We start from the raw sequence: 16,156 nt of genomic DNA on the forward strand, positions 1-16,156 counted from the left end.
TGCAACCGCGGGAACTTTTCCAGTATGTTGCGTGAAGATTTATTAAAAAACGGCCTACGGGCCGTTTTGTTTTGTCTGAAAATGTGTGCAGTGGGCGCTTTTAAAGGCAAATTTGCGCGGGAAATGTGAAAAATGCCGCAGCAGTGGGCGACAACCGTTCTCGACTCACAAAAGTGATGCCGCTATAATGCCGCGTCTTATATGAATGTCTTCGGGATGATTCTGGCGACAGGGAATGTGTTTCTGATTGAAGAGGGCATCCCGGTTCTGCGAAGCAACGTACACGCGCTTCCAGAGTTGACCGAGCACTGTGATTTTTTTGAGGTAACAAGATGCAAGTTTCAGTTGAAACCACTCAGGGCCTTGGGCGCCGTGTAACGATTACTATCGCCGCTGACAGCATCGAGAATGCTGTCAAAAGCGAGCTGGTCAACGTGGCGAAAAAAGTTCGCATTGACGGCTTCCGTAAAGGGAAAGTGCCGATGAATGTTGTTGCTCAGCGTTATGGCGCATCCGTTCGCCAGGACGTGCTGGGCGACCTGATGAGCCGTCATTTCGTTGACGCGATCATCAAAGAGAAAATCAATCCAGCCGGCGCACCGAACTACGTTCCGGGCGAATACAAGTTGGGTGAAGACTTCACCTACGCGGTAGAGTTCGAAGTTTATCCGGAAGTTGCTCTGCAGGGTCTGGAAACTATCGAAGTTGAAAAACCGGTTGTTGAAGTGACCGAAGCTGACGTCGACACCATGCTGGACACTCTGCGTAAGCAGCAGGCTAACTGGAAAGACAAAGATGGCGCTGTTGATGCAGAAGACCGTGTAACCATCGACTTCACCGGTTCTGTTGACGGCGAAGAGTTCGAAGGCGGCAAAGCGTCTGACTTCGTACTGGCGATGGGCCAGGGTCGTATGATCCCAGGCTTTGAAGACGGTATTAAAGGCCACAAAGCGGGCGAAGAGTTCACTATCGATGTGACCTTCCCGGAAGAATACCACGCAGAAAACCTGAAAGGTAAAGCGGCTAAGTTCGTTATCAACCTGAAGAAAGTTGAAGAGCGCGAGCTGCCGGAACTGACTGCTGAATTCATCAAACGTTTCGGCGTTGAAGATGGTTCTGTCGAAGGTCTGCGCGCTGAAGTGCGTAAAAACATGGATCGCGAGCTGAAAGGCGCCGTGCGTAACCGCGTGAAGTCTCAGGCTATCGAAGGTCTGGTTAAAGCGAACGACATCGACGTGCCGGCTGCCCTGATCGACAGCGAAATCGACGTTCTGCGTCGTCAGGCTGCTCAGCGTTTCGGTGGCAATGAGAAGCAGGCTCTGGAACTGCCGCGCGAACTGTTCGAAGAGCAGGCTAAACGCCGCGTAGTTGTCGGTCTGCTGCTGGGCGAAGTCATTCGCACCAACGAGCTGAAAGCTGACGAAGAGCGTGTTAAAGGCCTGATCGAAGAGATGGCTTCCGCTTACGAAGATCCGAAAGAAGTTGTTGAGTTCTACAGCAAAAACAACGAACTGATGGACAACATGCGTAACGTCGCGCTGGAAGAGCAGGCTGTTGAAGCCGTTCTGGCAAAAGCGAAAGTGTCTGAAAAAGCCACTACCTTCAATGAACTGATGAACCAGCAGGCGTAATTTCGCCCCGCGGTTTAAAGTTCAGGTAAAACCCGTTGCCGAGAGGCGGCGGGTTTTTTTTTATCGCAGCAATAGCTTCAGGATGAGTGCGAAAACGCGATATCAATGATAGCGTTACGACAAAAGCTTGTTATGCTTGAATTATGGTTGCATCGTCCCCACTACGAGGAGACGAAACTGCACGCGTGAAATCATGCATAATGACGAAGCGTATCTGTCGGGAGTGGTTCAGGTTGCTGGCGTAAGGCCGATATTCAGGTAATTTGAACGATGACGGACAGAAGACTCTGGCTGATAATCCGTCCATAAGGTTACAATCAGTGCGGCAGGTTTATTCAAAATTAATCCAGGAGACGGAAATGTCATACAGTGGCGAACGAGATAACTTTGCACCCCATATGGCCCTGGTGCCGATGGTCATTGAACAGACCTCGCGCGGTGAACGTTCTTTTGATATCTACTCCCGTCTGCTCAAGGAACGCGTCATCTTTCTGACCGGCCAGGTGGAAGACCACATGGCGAATCTGATCGTGGCGCAGATGCTTTTTCTGGAAGCAGAGAACCCGGAAAAAGACATTTATCTGTACATTAACTCTCCGGGCGGGGTGATCACCGCCGGGATGTCGATTTACGACACCATGCAGTTCATCAAGCCTGACGTGAGCACCATTTGTATGGGCCAGGCGGCTTCGATGGGCGCGTTCCTGCTGACCGCAGGGGCAAAAGGCAAGCGTTTCTGCCTGCCGAATTCCCGTGTGATGATCCACCAGCCGCTGGGCGGCTATCAGGGTCAGGCGACGGATATCGAAATTCACGCCCGCGAGATCCTGAAAGTGAAAGGGCGGATGAATGAACTGATGGCACACCATACGGGTCAATCCCTTGCGCAGATTGAGAACGACACCGAGCGTGACCGTTTCTTGTCAGCCTCCGAAGCGGTGGAATACGGCCTGGTCGATTCCATTTTGACCCATCGTAATTGATGCCCCTGGCGCAAGGGGGCCGCTATACTTGTCTGGAGTAGGGCGGCACAACGCTTATCAGCGACTTGCGCCTGAGAATGGCATTTGCGTCGTCGTGTGCGGCACAAAGAACTTAATAAGAGGTTTGGACTCATGACAGATAAACGCAAAGATGGTTCGGGCAAACTGTTGTATTGCTCTTTTTGCGGCAAAAGCCAGCATGAAGTGCGTAAGCTGATCGCCGGGCCATCCGTGTATATCTGCGACGAATGCGTTGATTTATGTAACGACATCATTCGCGAAGAGATTAAAGAAGTCGCGCCGCATCGTGAACGCAGTGCGCTGCCGACTCCGCACGAAATCCGCCACCACCTGGACGATTACGTTATCGGTCAGGAGCCGGCGAAAAAAGTGCTGGCCGTTGCGGTATACAACCACTACAAACGCCTGCGCAATGGTGATACCAGCAACGGTGTTGAGCTGGGTAAAAGTAACATTCTGCTGATCGGGCCGACAGGTTCCGGTAAAACGCTGCTGGCGGAAACGCTGGCGCGTCTGCTGGATGTGCCGTTCACCATGGCTGACGCCACCACCCTGACCGAAGCGGGTTATGTCGGTGAAGACGTCGAAAACATCATTCAGAAGCTGTTGCAGAAATGCGACTACGACGTACAAAAAGCGCAGCGCGGAATCGTGTACATCGATGAAATCGACAAAATTTCCCGTAAATCGGATAACCCGTCGATTACCCGCGATGTCTCAGGTGAAGGCGTGCAGCAGGCGCTGCTGAAGCTTATCGAAGGGACCGTTGCCGCGGTACCACCGCAGGGCGGGCGTAAACATCCGCAGCAGGAGTTCTTGCAGGTTGATACCTCCAAGATTCTGTTTATCTGTGGCGGCGCGTTTGCCGGTCTGGATAAGGTCATTTCCCATCGTGTTGAAACCGGTTCAGGTATTGGTTTCGGCGCGACGGTAAAAGCCAAATCTGACAAAGCGAGCGAAGGCGAGCTGCTGTCTCAGGTTGAGCCGGAAGATCTGATCAAATTTGGTCTGATTCCAGAGTTCATCGGTCGTCTGCCGGTTGTCGCAACGCTGAATGAGCTGAGCGAAGAAGCACTGATTCAGATCCTGAAAGAGCCGAAAAATGCCCTGACCAAACAGTATCAGGCATTGTTCAACCTGGAAGGCGCTGAACTGGAGTTCCGCGATGAAGCGCTGGACGCGATCGCCAAAAAAGCGATGGCGCGTAAAACCGGCGCTCGTGGTCTGCGCTCCATTGTTGAAGCCGCGCTGCTCGATACCATGTACGATCTTCCATCAATGGAAGACGTGGAAAAGGTGGTCATCGATGCTTCTGTTATCGACGGCCAAAGCAAACCGTTGCTGATCTATGGCAAACCGGAAGCGCAGCAGGCGTCTGGTGAATAATTAGCCAACTTGCTCAAGCAGTTAACAAAAAGGGGGGATTTTATCTCCCCTTTTATTTTTCCTGCATTCCCGCCGTTGAATGTGTGGAATACATCCCCATATACTGGATTACATATTAACGGCGTCGCGATGACGAGTCGTGCCGCTGGCTACCTGGCGGACTTTAAACTAAGAGAGAGCTCTATGAATCCTGAGCGTTCTGAACGCATTGAAATCCCCGTATTGCCGTTGCGCGATGTGGTGGTTTATCCGCACATGGTCATACCCCTGTTTGTAGGGCGGGAAAAATCTATCCGTTGTCTTGAAGCGGCTATGGACCATGATAAAAAAATCATGCTGGTTGCGCAGAAAGAAGCTTCGACGGATGAGCCGGGTGTAAATGATCTTTTCACCGTCGGGACCGTGGCGTCAATTTTACAGATGCTGAAGCTGCCTGATGGCACCGTCAAAGTGCTGGTTGAAGGCCTGCAGCGCGCGCGTATTTCTGCACTGTCTGATAACGGCGAGCATTTTTCAGCGAAAGCGGAGTACCTGGAATCGCCGGCGATCGACGAACGTGAGCAGGAAGTGCTGGTGCGCACCGCGATCGGTCAGTTTGAAGGCTACATCAAGCTGAACAAGAAAATCCCACCGGAAGTGCTGACGTCGCTCAACAGCATCGACGATCCTGCGCGTCTGGCTGATACCATTGCTGCGCACATGCCGCTGAAGCTGGCAGATAAGCAGTCCGTCCTCGAGATGTCCGACATTAACGAACGTCTGGAATATCTGATGGCGATGATGGAATCGGAAATCGATCTGCTGCAGGTTGAGAAGCGTATTCGCAACCGCGTGAAAAAGCAGATGGAAAAGTCTCAGCGTGAGTACTATCTGAATGAGCAGATGAAGGCCATCCAGAAAGAGCTTGGCGAGATGGATGACGCGCCGGACGAGAACGAAGCGCTGAAGCGCAAGATCGACGCGGCAAAAATGCCGAAAGAGGCGAAAGAAAAAACCGAAGCGGAACTGCAAAAGCTGAAGATGATGTCGCCGATGTCGGCAGAAGCGACCGTCGTACGCGGCTACATCGACTGGATGGTGCAGGTGCCGTGGAGCGCGCGCAGCAAGGTCAAAAAAGATCTGCGTCAGGCTCAGGAGATCCTCGATACCGACCATTACGGCCTGGAGCGCGTGAAGGATCGTATCCTTGAGTATCTCGCAGTGCAGAGCCGTGTCAACAAGCTGAAAGGGCCGATTCTGTGCCTGGTTGGACCGCCGGGGGTGGGTAAAACCTCGCTGGGTCAGTCCATCGCTAAAGCGACCGGACGTAAGTACGTGCGTATGGCGCTGGGCGGCGTGCGTGATGAAGCGGAAATCCGCGGTCACCGCCGTACCTATATTGGCTCAATGCCGGGCAAACTGATCCAGAAAATGGCGAAAGTGGGCGTCAAAAACCCGCTGTTCCTGCTTGATGAGATCGACAAAATGTCCTCCGACATGCGCGGCGATCCGGCTTCAGCGCTGCTGGAAGTGCTGGATCCTGAACAGAACGTGGCGTTTAACGACCACTATCTGGAAGTGGACTACGATCTGAGCGATGTCATGTTTGTGGCGACCTCTAACTCCATGAACATTCCGGCGCCGCTGCTGGATCGTATGGAAGTGATTCGTCTTTCCGGTTATACCGAAGACGAAAAACTGAACATCGCCAAACGTCACCTGCTGTCTAAGCAGATTGAGCGTAATGCGCTGAAGAAAGGCGAGCTGACCGTAGAGGACAGCGCGATCGTCGGGATTATTCGCTATTACACCCGTGAAGCGGGCGTGCGTGGGCTGGAGCGTGAAATTTCCAAGCTGTGCCGTAAGGCGGTTAAACAGCTGCTGCTGGATAAATCACTGAAGCACATCACGATTAATGGCGATAACCTGCATGATTTCCTTGGCGTGCAGCGCTATGACTACGGTCGTGCGGATAGCGAAAACCGCGTCGGCCAGGTCACCGGTCTGGCATGGACGGAAGTGGGCGGCGATCTGCTGACCATCGAAACCGCCTGTGTGCCGGGCAAAGGCAAGCTGACCTATACCGGTTCGCTGGGCGAAGTGATGCAGGAGTCTATTCAGGCTGCGCTGACCGTGGTACGTTCGCGTGCGGATAAGCTGGGGATTAATTCGGATTTCTACGAAAAACGTGATATTCACGTTCACGTTCCGGAAGGGGCGACGCCGAAAGACGGTCCGAGCGCCGGTATCGCGATGTGTACCGCGCTGGTCTCCTGTCTGACGGGGAATCCGGTACGCGCTGACGTCGCGATGACGGGGGAAATTACCCTGCGTGGTCAGGTGCTGCCAATCGGCGGTCTGAAGGAAAAACTGCTGGCGGCACATCGCGGCGGCATTAAGACTGTTCTGATTCCTGATGAAAATAAACGTGACCTTGAAGAAATTCCAGATAACGTTATTGCCGATTTAGATATCCATCCGGTGAAACGAATCGAAGAAGTTCTGACACTTGCGTTGCAGAACGAACCATTCGGCATGCAGGTCGTCACGGCAAAATAGTGATTTCGCGCAAATAGCGCTAAGAAAAGTGGGGCTGGGAAGTAAATTCGTACTTGCCAGCCTTTTTTTGTGTAGCTAACTTAGATCGCTGGCAGGGGGTCATCTACAACTCTGTTGTAAGGGCATGACAGTCCTGATATAACTGCTGCGCGGTCGCACCACGAAGGATTCTGGTGCGATATAAATTATAAAGAGAGGAAGAGAACAGTGAATAAATCTCAACTGATTGACAAAATTGCTGCGGGTGCGGACATTTCTAAAGCTGCAGCCGGACGTGCGTTAGATGCTTTAATTGCTTCTGTTACTGAATCTCTGCAGGCTGGGGATGACGTTGCGCTGGTCGGGTTTGGTACCTTTGCTGTGAAAGAGCGCGCTGCCCGTACTGGTCGCAACCCGCAAACAGGTAAAGAAATTACCATCGCTGCTGCCAAAGTACCGGGTTTCCGTGCCGGTAAAGCGCTGAAAGACGCGGTAAACTGATCGGCTTCCCATCAGGGAATGTGACGAAGTACAAGGGCGCATCGCGAGATGTGCCTTTTTTATTTGCCCGGAACCCGACTTTATGTGTGTTTGTACGCACTTGTGGGCTGACAATCACCCCATTTTCTTGTCAAAATAGGTCCTCACGCGCGGCAGCCATCACGTGCTATGCTGCGCGAGCTAAAGTCATCTACAGCGGAGCGTTGTTACACCATGATGGACAACCTACGCACGGCCGCCAATAGCGTCGTGCTCAAGATTATTTTCGGTATCATCATTATCTCGTTCATTTTGACCGGGGTGAGTGGTTACCTGATTGGCGGCAGTAACAATTATGCCGCGAAAGTTAACGACCAGGAAATTGGTCGCTCACAGTTTGAAAATGCCGTTGCCAGCGAACGTAACCGTATGCAGCAGCAGCTTGGCGATCAGTTCTCTGAACTGGCGGCCAACGAAAACTACATGAAAACCATGCGTCAGCAGGTGCTGAACCGTCTGATTGACGAGTCGCTGCTTGACCAGTACGCCCGCGAACTTGGACTGAGCGTCAGCGATGCTCAAGTCAAACAGGCTATCTTCCAGACTCAGGCTTTCCAGACTGACGGCAAATTTGATAACGAACGTTTTAGCGGTATCGTGAATCAAATGGGCATGACCACCGATCAGTACGCGCAGGCGCTGCGCAACCAGCTGACGACTCAGCAGCTGATTAATGCGATTGCCGGTACCGACTTTATGCTGTCCGGTGAATCCGATCAGCTGGCTGCGCTGGTATCCCAGCAACGCGTAGTGCGTGAAGCCACCATCGATGTCAACGCACTGGCGGCGAAGCAGGCGGTGACCGATGAGGAAGTCAACGCTTACTACCAGCAAAACCAGGCCCGTTTCATGGCGCCGGAGCAGTTCCGCGTGAGCTACATCAAAATGGATGCAGCAGGCATGCAGGAGAACGCTTCTGAAGAAGAAATCCAGTCCTGGTATGATCAGCATCAGGATCAGTTCACGCAGCCGCAGCGTAACCGCTACAGCGTGATTCAGACCAAGACCGAAGCCGATGCCCAGACCGTTGTGGATGAGCTGAAGAAAGGGACCGATTTCTCCACCCTGGCGAAAGAAAAATCTACCGACATTATCTCCGCCCGCAACGGTGGCGATATGGGCTGGATGGACGATGCCGCAACGGTACCAGAGCTGAAAAATGCCGGTCTGAAAGAAAAAGGCCAGCTTTCTGGCGTGATCAAATCTTCCGTTGGTTTCCTGGTTGTCCGTCTTGATGATGTTCAGCCGGCGAAGGTTAAACCGCTGGCCGAAGTTCGCGATGATATCGCGGCGAAAGTGAAGCAGGAAAAAGCGCTGGATGCTTACTACGCGCTGCAGCAGAAAGTGAGCGATGCAGCCAGCAATGATAACGAATCGCTGGCCAGCGCCGCACAGGCTGCGGATGTGAAAGTCAGCGAAACCGGCTGGTTTGGGCGTGACAATCTGCCAGAAGAGCTGAACTTTAAACCGGTCTCCGATGCTATCTTCAACGGCGGGCTGGTGGGCGAGAACGGTACGCCGGGCAGCAACTCCGATATCATCACCGTCGATGGCGATCGCGCATTTGTTCTGCGTATCAGCGAGCACAAAGCGGAAGCCGTGAAGCCACTGGCGGACGTGAAAGCACAGGTTATCGATATCGTAAAACATACCAAAGCTGAACAGCAGGCGAAGCTGGATGCAGACAAGCTGCTGGCCGCGCTCAAAGATGGCAAAGGTGACGAGGCGATGAAAGCCGCGGGTTTAAGCTTCGGCCCGGCGCAGACGCTGGCACGTACCGGTCAGGATCCCTTGAGCCAGGCGGCGTTTGCTCTGCCGCTGCCGCAGCAGGGTAAACCTGTCTACGGTATGGGGAGCGATATCAAAGGCAACGTGGTGCTGCTGGCGCTGGATGAAGTGAAAGCCGGCGACATGCCGGAAGCGCAGAAAAAAGCCATGGTTCAAGGCATCACGCAGAACAATGCTCAGATTGCTTTCGAAGCGCTGATGAGCAACCTGCGTAAGTCCGCGAAAATTAAACTCGGCGATGCTATCGACCAGCAGCAATAATTTCGTGACGCTTCGCAAAAATCAGTAACCTGATGTAATCCTCAAAGGCCGCTTTCGCGGCCTTTTCCATTTCTGCGGTTTGTCTTTTGTACTCCTTTTCCACTCTCGCTATTGTGACCTTGCTGTCTACAAACAAGGAGATAACAGCATGAAACGTGGATTGAAAACGCTTATTGCCGCCGCCGTACTGGTTTGTGCGGCAGGACATCAGGGTGTACTTGCCGCCCCTTCCAGCGGGAAGACGTCGGCGACGGCAAAAGAGAGCGTACAGACGCCGCAGGCGAAAGCGCCTGATGTGTTAAATACGACTGAGAATGATGGCATCAGGGTAAGTATCAATAGCGCCAGCGCAGAAGAGCTGTCAAAGGCTCTGAATGGCGTCGGTCTGAAGAAAGCGCAGGCTATCGTAAGCTATCGCGAAGAGTACGGGCCATTTAAAACCGTTGACGATCTTAAGCAGGTCCCGGGGATGGGTCACTCGCTGGTGGAGAGAAACCTGTCACATCTGAAGCTGTAAATTTTCAGTACAAGTTTGCACAGTCGTTATTATTTGCCAGAATGAAGAGGTCACTTAAGTGGTGTGACCTCTGACCTCAATACAACAATGCAAGATAAGGCATGTGCGCTATGCAGACACAAATCAAAGTTCGCGGCTATCATCTCGACGTCTATCAGCACGTCAATAATGCGCGTTATCTGGAGTTTCTCGAAGAGGCGCGTTGGGACGGCCTGGAAAGCAGCCCGGCTTTTCACTGGATGACCGCACGCAACATCGCTTTTGTGGTGGTAAATATCAATATCAACTATCGACGCCCGGCGGTACTAGGCGATGTGCTTACCGTCACCAGCAAACTGGAACAGCTGAACGGAAAAAGCGGAACGTTAAGCCAGGTGGTAACCCTTAACCCTAACGGCGAGGCGGTAGCCGATGCGCTAATCACCTTTGTCTGCATCGATCTGAAAACGCAGAAGGCGCTGCCGCTGGAGGGTGAACTGCGCGAGAAACTGGTTCAGCTGGAGCCTTGCTGACGGGCCAGTCGGAGGAGTATGTCCCGGATGCGCTGCCGCGCATCTGTCTCAGCTAACGGTCATAGAGAAAATGCCGGGTGGCGGCTGACGCCTTACCCGGCCTACGGTTCGTTGCGGACTGGTTACTGGAGTTGCGCTGACCGGCTAAGGGCTTGATGCTATGCGCAGATCTTGCAGGCCCGGTAAGGCCTCAGCCGCTACCGGGAAGCCACCGGTTACTGTAGTCCGGTTTTGTGTTTCATCACTGCCATAATACCCGGCCGATCGGCCTCGTACTGGCTTAGCCCGTTGGCGCGCAGGTTACAAGCCGCACACTGTCCGCAGCCGTCGCCTTTAATGCCGTTATAGCAGGTCAGGGTTTCATGGCGCACCAGTGCTAACTGGCCCCAGTAATCGGCTAAAGCCCATGTCTCGGCTTTGTTAAGCCACATCAGCGGCGTCTCGAAGCGAATATCTTTTGCCATTCCGAGGCTGACGGCATGGTGCAGTGCTTTCACGAACTCGTCACGGCAGTCCGGGTAGCCGGAAAAATCGGTTTCGCACACGCCGGTAATGATCGCTTCCGCCTTAACCTGGTAGGCGTAAATCGCCGTCAGGGTTAAAAACAGGATATTACGCCCGGGAACGAAGGTATTCGGGATACCGCTGGCTTCCGGCTCATAGTCCGGCACCGGGATGTTATCGCGGGTCAGGCTGCTGACGGCAAGCTCGTTAAGCAACGTCACGTCGAGCACCTTATGGGCAACGGCGCCCAGCTTTAACGCCAGAGAGCGAGCGACGTCAATTTCCGCGCGGTGGCGTTGGCCATAATCAAAAGTGACGCAGTGCACTTCATCGTACTGTTGCAGAGCCTGCACCAGGCAGGTCGTTGAATCTTGTCCTCCGCTGAAGACAACTACGGCGCGTTTCATGGCAATTCCTGACAATCAAAGTGAAAGCGATATGGTAGCGCCTGATGGGCGCGGCGACCAGCTTCATCACGGCGGCGATGCCGGTAGCCAGGCGCTGGCGAAATCAAACCAGCCTCGGGCGTTAAGCTGCAGGCCGTTTACGCCCGGTGGGGCGCTGATGCGATAATTGTAATTAAATAGCGGCGTCATGATGGCATCGTCCATCAGGATATTGAAGACATTGCGCAACGCTTCGTTGCGGCTGCGTTCTTCAGGCTGCGCCTGGACGGCATCGAGGGTGGCCTGCAGATGAGCATACTGTGCCCCGGTCAATAAATGAGGCCACATCGTATCGCAGCGCAGCCACTGTTCCAGCGTGTATTCCGGGGCTTCGCCGATCAGCCGATCGCCCATGACCAAATCCGCCTGCGCCAGCTCCTGGCAACCGTGCCAGTTTTTGGCGTCGTGAAAAATGAGTTTCAGTTCACAGCCGAGAGCGGCAAGCCGTAGGCGAAGCTGTTCTGCCATCGTGTGCAGTTCGACCGGCAGGTGATACAGCAGCGTAAGCTGTTCAGGCAGAGGAACATCCTGATTCTCTGGCCCCAGGGGAATGGTCCAGCCGGGCAATACCTCGTTGCTGGGGGTAATCAAATCTTCATCAAGCGGAAGTGTCTTCAGCAGTGAAGAGCGGTGAATAAGCGATACCAGACGTTGCGCCTGAGCTTTGCTGAGGCGAGGGCTTTGCCGCAGCGCCAGGTAGCAAAACCCGAGGCTGATGCTATTGCTGACCTGACGTAGATTTGCCAGCTTATCCGGATCGCCAATGGTAATCTGCACCGGGTGGCGGCAGCTGGTGCCCAGATTGTGCTCAAACAGCTGGGGGGCTATCCAGTACTCCACCGCCTGGATCAGCGGATGGTTCAGATGATAGCGCGGATGATTCTCCAGCCGCACCAGCTCCGGGCTGAACAGTTTCAGACGGAACGGCCCGCTACCGACCGTTGGTTCATCGGGGTGCGCCAGTACGCTGCCGTCGCTGGCGAGGCGGAACGGTAGCCAGTAATCCGGGCGATGCAGCGTAATCGTCAGACACTGCGCATGGGTGACATCGATCCGGTTAATGTTGGCAAACAGGGTGCGCAGGGCGGGCAGCTCCAGCAACATCAGCAGCCGCCGCTGAAGCTGTGGCGTTTCTATCGGATCGCCATTATGCCAGAACAGCGTTGAGCGGATATAAAACTGCCAACGCAGGCCGTCCGGCGATACCTGCCAGTGATGGGCTAAATCACCGACTGGAGCGCTGCTTTGCGCCCCGAAGCGCGTCAGACCGGAAAAAATTTGCCCGGCAAGATGTTGTTCGGCGCGGCCGGGTAAAAAACCCGGCTGCAGCGCCTCAAGCGGGCGATAGTAGGGAATGCGCAAAGTCGGCGTATTGTTTTGCCACTGACCGCCAAGAAAAGGTGAAAGCAGCGCCTTCAGCTCTTCCGTCGCCAGCTGAGCCAGCTCAAGTGCGTTTTTCTGCTGGCCTTGACTCAGCGCCAGCTCCATCATCTCATTACGTAAGGCTTCCGGCGCGGTGTGAAAAACCAGCGTGCCGCGTTTTCCGCGCCCGGGAGTCGCCTGCCAGCTCAACCAGCCGGCCTCCTGAGCCTGACGAAGCAGCGTTCGAATATGGCGCTCGCTGCAAAAACAGCGTTCTGCCAGCTCGCTCACGGTCACCTGCTGTGGCGCGCCGGAGGAGGGGAGCCACAGGCGCTGGTACTGGTTCAGCCTGTTCAGTAATCTCATATACACTTCATCCTTCAACCTGCCTCTGCGTTGGCTACGCTTGCTCACCCCGGTCACTTACTGGAGTAAGCTTCCGGGGATTCGCGCACTTGCCGCCTTGATGCAGGCTGAATGATGTTGTGTATATTCACCCCACCTGACAAGGCTGCCCCTGTGCTGCTCGCGCTTGCTTACCCCGGCTACTTACTGGAGTAAGCTCCCGGGGATTCGCGCACTTGCCGCCTTGATGCAGGCTGAATGATGTTGTGTATATTCACCCCACCTGACAAGGCTGCCTCTGTGCCGCTTGCGCTTGCTCGCCCCGGCTACTTACTGGAGTAAGCTCCCGGGGATTCGCGCACTTGCCGCCTTGATGCAGGCTGAATGATGTTGTGTATATTCACCCCACCTGACAAGGCTGCCTCTGTGCTGTTTGCGCTTGCTCGCCCCGGCTACTTACTGGAGTAAGCGCCCGGGGATTCGCGCACTTGCCGCCTTGATGCAGGCTGAATGATGTTGTGTATATTCACCCCACCTGACAAGGCTGCCCCTGTGCCGCTTGCGCTTGCTCGCCCCGGCTACTTACTGGAGTAAGCGCCCGGGGATTTGCGCACTTGCCGCCTTGATGCAGGCTGAATGATGTTGTGTATATTCACCCCACCTGACAAGGCTGCCCCTGTGCCGCTTGCGCTTGCTCGCCAGTTACCCGAGCGGCCCTTCGGGGCCTGCGCGAGCGCGGTTTATAAACCCGGAACAATAAAATTTATCTATTCACTATTACTTCCGTATATCTCAGGCAATACTGGAACTCAAGTAAAACTCACCGTGCTTTTGGGAGCTCACATGGCAAGACTCGCTGCTTTTGATATGGACGGCACGCTGCTGCTGCCGGACCATCGTCTGGGAACCTCAACGCTCTCAGCGCTGAAGCGCCTGCGCGATCGTGACATCACCCTGACCTTTGCCACGGGACGCCATGCGCTGGAAATGCGCCACGTCATCGGTGAGTTCTCGCTGGATGCCTACTTAATTACCGGCAACGGTACGCGGATTCATGCGCTGGATGGAGAAGAGTTGCATCGCAGCGATCTCGATCCTGGCGTCGCCGAAGCGGTGCTCCACCGTCGCTGGGACACGGCGGCCAGCATGCACGTCTTTAATGACGGTGGCTGGTTTACCGGGCAGGAGATGCCCGAATTGCTGAAAGCGCATATTTTCAGCGGCTTTCGCTATCAGATCACCGATCCCCGGCGGATGGCGACGGATAACGTCACCAAAGTCTGCTTCTGCGGCGATCACGACGATCTCCAGCGGCTCAACGTTCAGCTGGCTGAAGCACTCGGGGATCGCGCGCATATTTGTTTTTCAGCGTTCGACTGCCTGGAAGTGCTGCCGAATGGTTGTAATAAAGGCGCTGCGCTGGCGGTACTTAGCCAGCATCTGGGCCTGTCGATGCAGGATTGTATGGCGTTTGGCGACGCCATGAACGACCGCGAAATGCTCGGTAGCGTCGGGCGCGGGGTCATTATGGGTAACGCTATGCCGCAGCTCAAAGCGGAGCTGCCGCATTTGCCGGTTATTGGAGACTGCCGCCATGAAGCGGTCTCCCATTTTTTAACTCATTGGCTGGATAATCCCGATCTTCCTTATTCCCCCGAATAAACAGACCTTTCCAGCAAGCCAGGCACCACGGTGTCTGGCTTTTTTTATTGTGTGTTCACCATCGCCGCGATTTTTGCCTGCCACGGAGTGATATCGCCGATCTGACTCGCGACCCACTGCGGGTTGTAATAGCTTTCCAGATAGCGTTCGCCGCTATCGCACAGCAGTGTGACGATAGAACCGGTACGCCCCTCAGCGCGCATACGCACGGCAAGCTCAAGCACGCCCCACATATTGGTGCCGGTGGAGGCGCCGACTTTGCGACCAAGCAGCGTTTCCAGCCACAGGGCGGTGGCGACGCTGGCCGCGTCCGGCACCCGCATCATCTCATCGACGACGTCAGGAATAAATGATGGCTCGACGCGCGGACGACCGATACCTTCTATTTTGCTTCCTACCGGGCTGCGCAGGCCGGCATCGCGGCTCTGCCAGTAGTCGAGGAACACCGAGTTTTGCGGATCGACGACCAGCAGCTGAGTATCATAGCCCTGACAGCGGATATAGCGGCCAATCGTGGCCGATGTCCCGCCGGTCCCTGCGCTCATCACGATGTATGAGGGCTGCGGATGCGGTTCATGGGTCATCTGCCGGAAGATGCTGTCGGCAATATTGTTATTGCCGCGCCAGTCCGTTGCTCGTTCAGCGAAGGTAAACTGATCCATATAATGGCCGTTCAGTTCGCGAGCCAGTCTCTCGGAGGCGGCATAGATTTCGCACGCGCTCTCGACGAAGTGACAGCGACCGCCATAAAACTCAATCTGCTCAATTTTACGTTTTGCCGTACAGGAAGGCATGACGGCGATAAACGGCAGACCGAGCAGACGCGCAAAGTAGGCTTCAGAAACCGCCGTCGAGCCGGAAGAGGCTTCGATAATCGTCGTCCCTTCTTTAATCCAGCCGTTACACAGGCCGTAAAGGAACAGCGAGCGCGCCAGGCGGTGTTTCAGGCTGCCGGTAGGATGGGTACTCTCATCCTTCAGGTAGATCTGAATACCCGGGAACCCGGGCAGCGCCAGGCGAATAAGGTGCGTGTCGGCGGAACGCTGATAATCGGCGTTGATTTCACTGATTGCGTGTTTTACCCAGGCGCTATTCATCGTCATTTCCTGTTTGTCATTTTGTGCCCAGCTTAGCGGAAGCGTGAGGAAAAATTGTTGCTATTTAGCCTTTCAATTACAATGAATGGAGAAAATTTTTCTCCAGAGGTGCCCTGTGTTAGATAAAATTGACCGTAAGCTGCTTTCTTTGCTGCAAACTGACTGCACCCTCTCTTTGCAGGCGCTGGCTGATGCCGTTAATCTGACCACCACACCCTGCTGGAAACGGCTGAAGCGGCTGGAAGATGAGGGGATCCTGCTCGGGCGCGTGGCGCTGCTGGATGCCGAAAAGCTTGGGCTCGGTCTGACGGCATTTGTGCTGATTAAGACCCAGCATCACAGCAGCGACTGGTACTGCCGCTTCGTCAGCGAAGTCACGCAGATGGCGGAAGTCCTCGGCTTCTGGCGTATGGCGGGAGAGTATGATTACCTGCTGCGAGTGCAGGTGGCGGATATGAAACGCTACGATGATTTTTATAAACGGTTGGTGAACAGCGTACCCGGGCTGTCTGATGTCACTTCGAGTTTCGCGATGGAACAGATAAAATACACCACTGCCTTACCTATTGATTAACGGCGTTTGC

General features: G+C 54.4%; 13 protein-coding genes. 10 read left to right on the top strand and 3 right to left on the bottom strand.

Annotated features, from left to right (window positions below; translation table 11 throughout):
• Positions 1-332 precede the first annotated feature (332 nt).
• The 8 genes from tig (at position 333) to MC50_RS14310 (ending at position 10,156) form a co-directional block, all read left to right on the top strand.
• The gene (gene tig, locus MC50_RS14270; RefSeq protein ID WP_032696539.1) at positions 333-1,631 is read left to right on the top strand and encodes a trigger factor; all 1,299 of its coding nucleotides are present in this window, start codon (positions 333-335) and stop codon (positions 1,629-1,631) included.
• A 359-nt stretch (positions 1,632-1,990) separates the two neighbouring features.
• Entirely contained in the window at positions 1,991-2,614 is a 624-nt protein-coding gene (gene clpP, locus MC50_RS14275) for an ATP-dependent Clp endopeptidase proteolytic subunit ClpP (RefSeq protein ID WP_004858713.1), read from the top strand.
• A 132-nt stretch (positions 2,615-2,746) separates the two neighbouring features.
• Positions 2,747-4,021: an ATP-dependent protease ATP-binding subunit ClpX gene (clpX, locus tag MC50_RS14280; protein WP_004858716.1), complete on the top strand. Its 1,275-nt coding sequence runs from the start codon at positions 2,747-2,749 to the stop codon at positions 4,019-4,021.
• A gap of 183 nt (positions 4,022-4,204) precedes the next feature.
• Complete coding sequence (lon, locus tag MC50_RS14285; RefSeq protein WP_004858717.1) at positions 4,205-6,559, top strand: endopeptidase La; 2,355 nt, start codon at positions 4,205-4,207, stop codon at positions 6,557-6,559.
• Between the two features lie 207 nt (positions 6,560-6,766).
• The gene (hupB, locus tag MC50_RS14290; protein WP_002444653.1) at positions 6,767-7,039 is read left to right on the top strand and encodes a nucleoid-associated protein HU-beta; all 273 of its coding nucleotides are present in this window, start codon (positions 6,767-6,769) and stop codon (positions 7,037-7,039) included.
• 213 nt (positions 7,040-7,252) lie between these two features.
• On the top strand, positions 7,253-9,127 hold the full coding sequence (gene ppiD / locus MC50_RS14295; protein ID WP_047664210.1) for a peptidylprolyl isomerase: 1,875 nt from the start codon (positions 7,253-7,255) through the stop codon (positions 9,125-9,127).
• Between the two features lie 148 nt (positions 9,128-9,275).
• A complete protein-coding gene (locus MC50_RS14305; protein WP_047664211.1) occupies positions 9,276-9,644 on the top strand; it encodes a helix-hairpin-helix domain-containing protein in 369 nt (122 codons plus the stop codon).
• A 110-nt stretch (positions 9,645-9,754) separates the two neighbouring features.
• Positions 9,755-10,156, top strand: a complete 402-nt coding sequence (locus MC50_RS14310) for a YbgC/FadM family acyl-CoA thioesterase (protein ID WP_047664213.1) — start codon at positions 9,755-9,757, stop codon at positions 10,154-10,156.
• Between the two features lie 215 nt (positions 10,157-10,371).
• Here the strand turns inward: MC50_RS14310 and queC are convergent, their stop codons facing one another.
• Both queC and MC50_RS14320 read right to left on the bottom strand, forming a co-directional pair.
• On the bottom strand, positions 10,372-11,067 hold the full coding sequence (queC, locus tag MC50_RS14315; RefSeq protein ID WP_032689231.1) for a 7-cyano-7-deazaguanine synthase QueC: 696 nt from the start codon (positions 11,065-11,067) through the stop codon (positions 10,372-10,374).
• Positions 11,068-11,133: 66 nt separating this feature from the next.
• Positions 11,134-12,834: an SgrR family transcriptional regulator gene (locus tag MC50_RS14320; RefSeq protein WP_047664215.1), complete on the bottom strand. Its 1,701-nt coding sequence runs from the start codon at positions 12,832-12,834 to the stop codon at positions 11,134-11,136.
• A gap of 822 nt (positions 12,835-13,656) precedes the next feature.
• Between MC50_RS14320 and cof the strand changes: the two genes are divergently transcribed.
• Positions 13,657-14,475 (top strand): HMP-PP phosphatase, encoded by an 819-nt coding sequence (gene cof, locus MC50_RS14335; RefSeq protein WP_047664216.1) that lies wholly within the window; start codon positions 13,657-13,659, stop codon positions 14,473-14,475.
• A gap of 44 nt (positions 14,476-14,519) precedes the next feature.
• Here the strand turns inward: cof and MC50_RS14340 are convergent, their stop codons facing one another.
• The gene (locus MC50_RS14340; RefSeq protein ID WP_047664219.1) at positions 14,520-15,572 is read right to left on the bottom strand and encodes a PLP-dependent cysteine synthase family protein; all 1,053 of its coding nucleotides are present in this window, start codon (positions 15,570-15,572) and stop codon (positions 14,520-14,522) included.
• Between the two features lie 115 nt (positions 15,573-15,687).
• Between MC50_RS14340 and MC50_RS14345 the strand changes: the two genes are divergently transcribed.
• Complete coding sequence (locus MC50_RS14345) at positions 15,688-16,146, top strand: Lrp/AsnC family transcriptional regulator (protein WP_004858739.1); 459 nt, start codon at positions 15,688-15,690, stop codon at positions 16,144-16,146.
• Positions 16,147-16,156 lie beyond the last annotated feature (10 nt).

The organism is Klebsiella planticola (assembly GCF_000783935.2).
GTDB lineage: Bacteria > Pseudomonadota > Gammaproteobacteria > Enterobacterales > Enterobacteriaceae > Klebsiella > Klebsiella planticola.

Coding starts and splice junctions, on each gene's coding strand:
- tig (WP_032696539.1), top strand. CDS start 333: ATGCAAGTTTCAGTTGAAACCACTCAGGGCCTTGGGCGCCGTGTAACG.
- clpP (WP_004858713.1), top strand. CDS start 1,991: ATGTCATACAGTGGCGAACGAGATAACTTTGCACCCCATATGGCCCTG.
- clpX (WP_004858716.1), top strand. CDS start 2,747: ATGACAGATAAACGCAAAGATGGTTCGGGCAAACTGTTGTATTGCTCT.
- lon (WP_004858717.1), top strand. CDS start 4,205: ATGAATCCTGAGCGTTCTGAACGCATTGAAATCCCCGTATTGCCGTTG.
- ppiD (WP_047664210.1), top strand. CDS start 7,253: ATGATGGACAACCTACGCACGGCCGCCAATAGCGTCGTGCTCAAGATT.
- MC50_RS14305 (WP_047664211.1), top strand. CDS start 9,276: ATGAAACGTGGATTGAAAACGCTTATTGCCGCCGCCGTACTGGTTTGT.
- MC50_RS14310 (WP_047664213.1), top strand. CDS start 9,755: ATGCAGACACAAATCAAAGTTCGCGGCTATCATCTCGACGTCTATCAG.
- queC (WP_032689231.1), bottom strand. CDS start 11,067: ATGAAACGCGCCGTAGTTGTCTTCAGCGGAGGACAAGATTCAACGACC.
- MC50_RS14320 (WP_047664215.1), bottom strand. CDS start 12,834: ATGAGATTACTGAACAGGCTGAACCAGTACCAGCGCCTGTGGCTCCCC.
- cof (WP_047664216.1), top strand. CDS start 13,657: ATGGCAAGACTCGCTGCTTTTGATATGGACGGCACGCTGCTGCTGCCG.
- MC50_RS14340 (WP_047664219.1), bottom strand. CDS start 15,572: ATGAATAGCGCCTGGGTAAAACACGCAATCAGTGAAATCAACGCCGAT.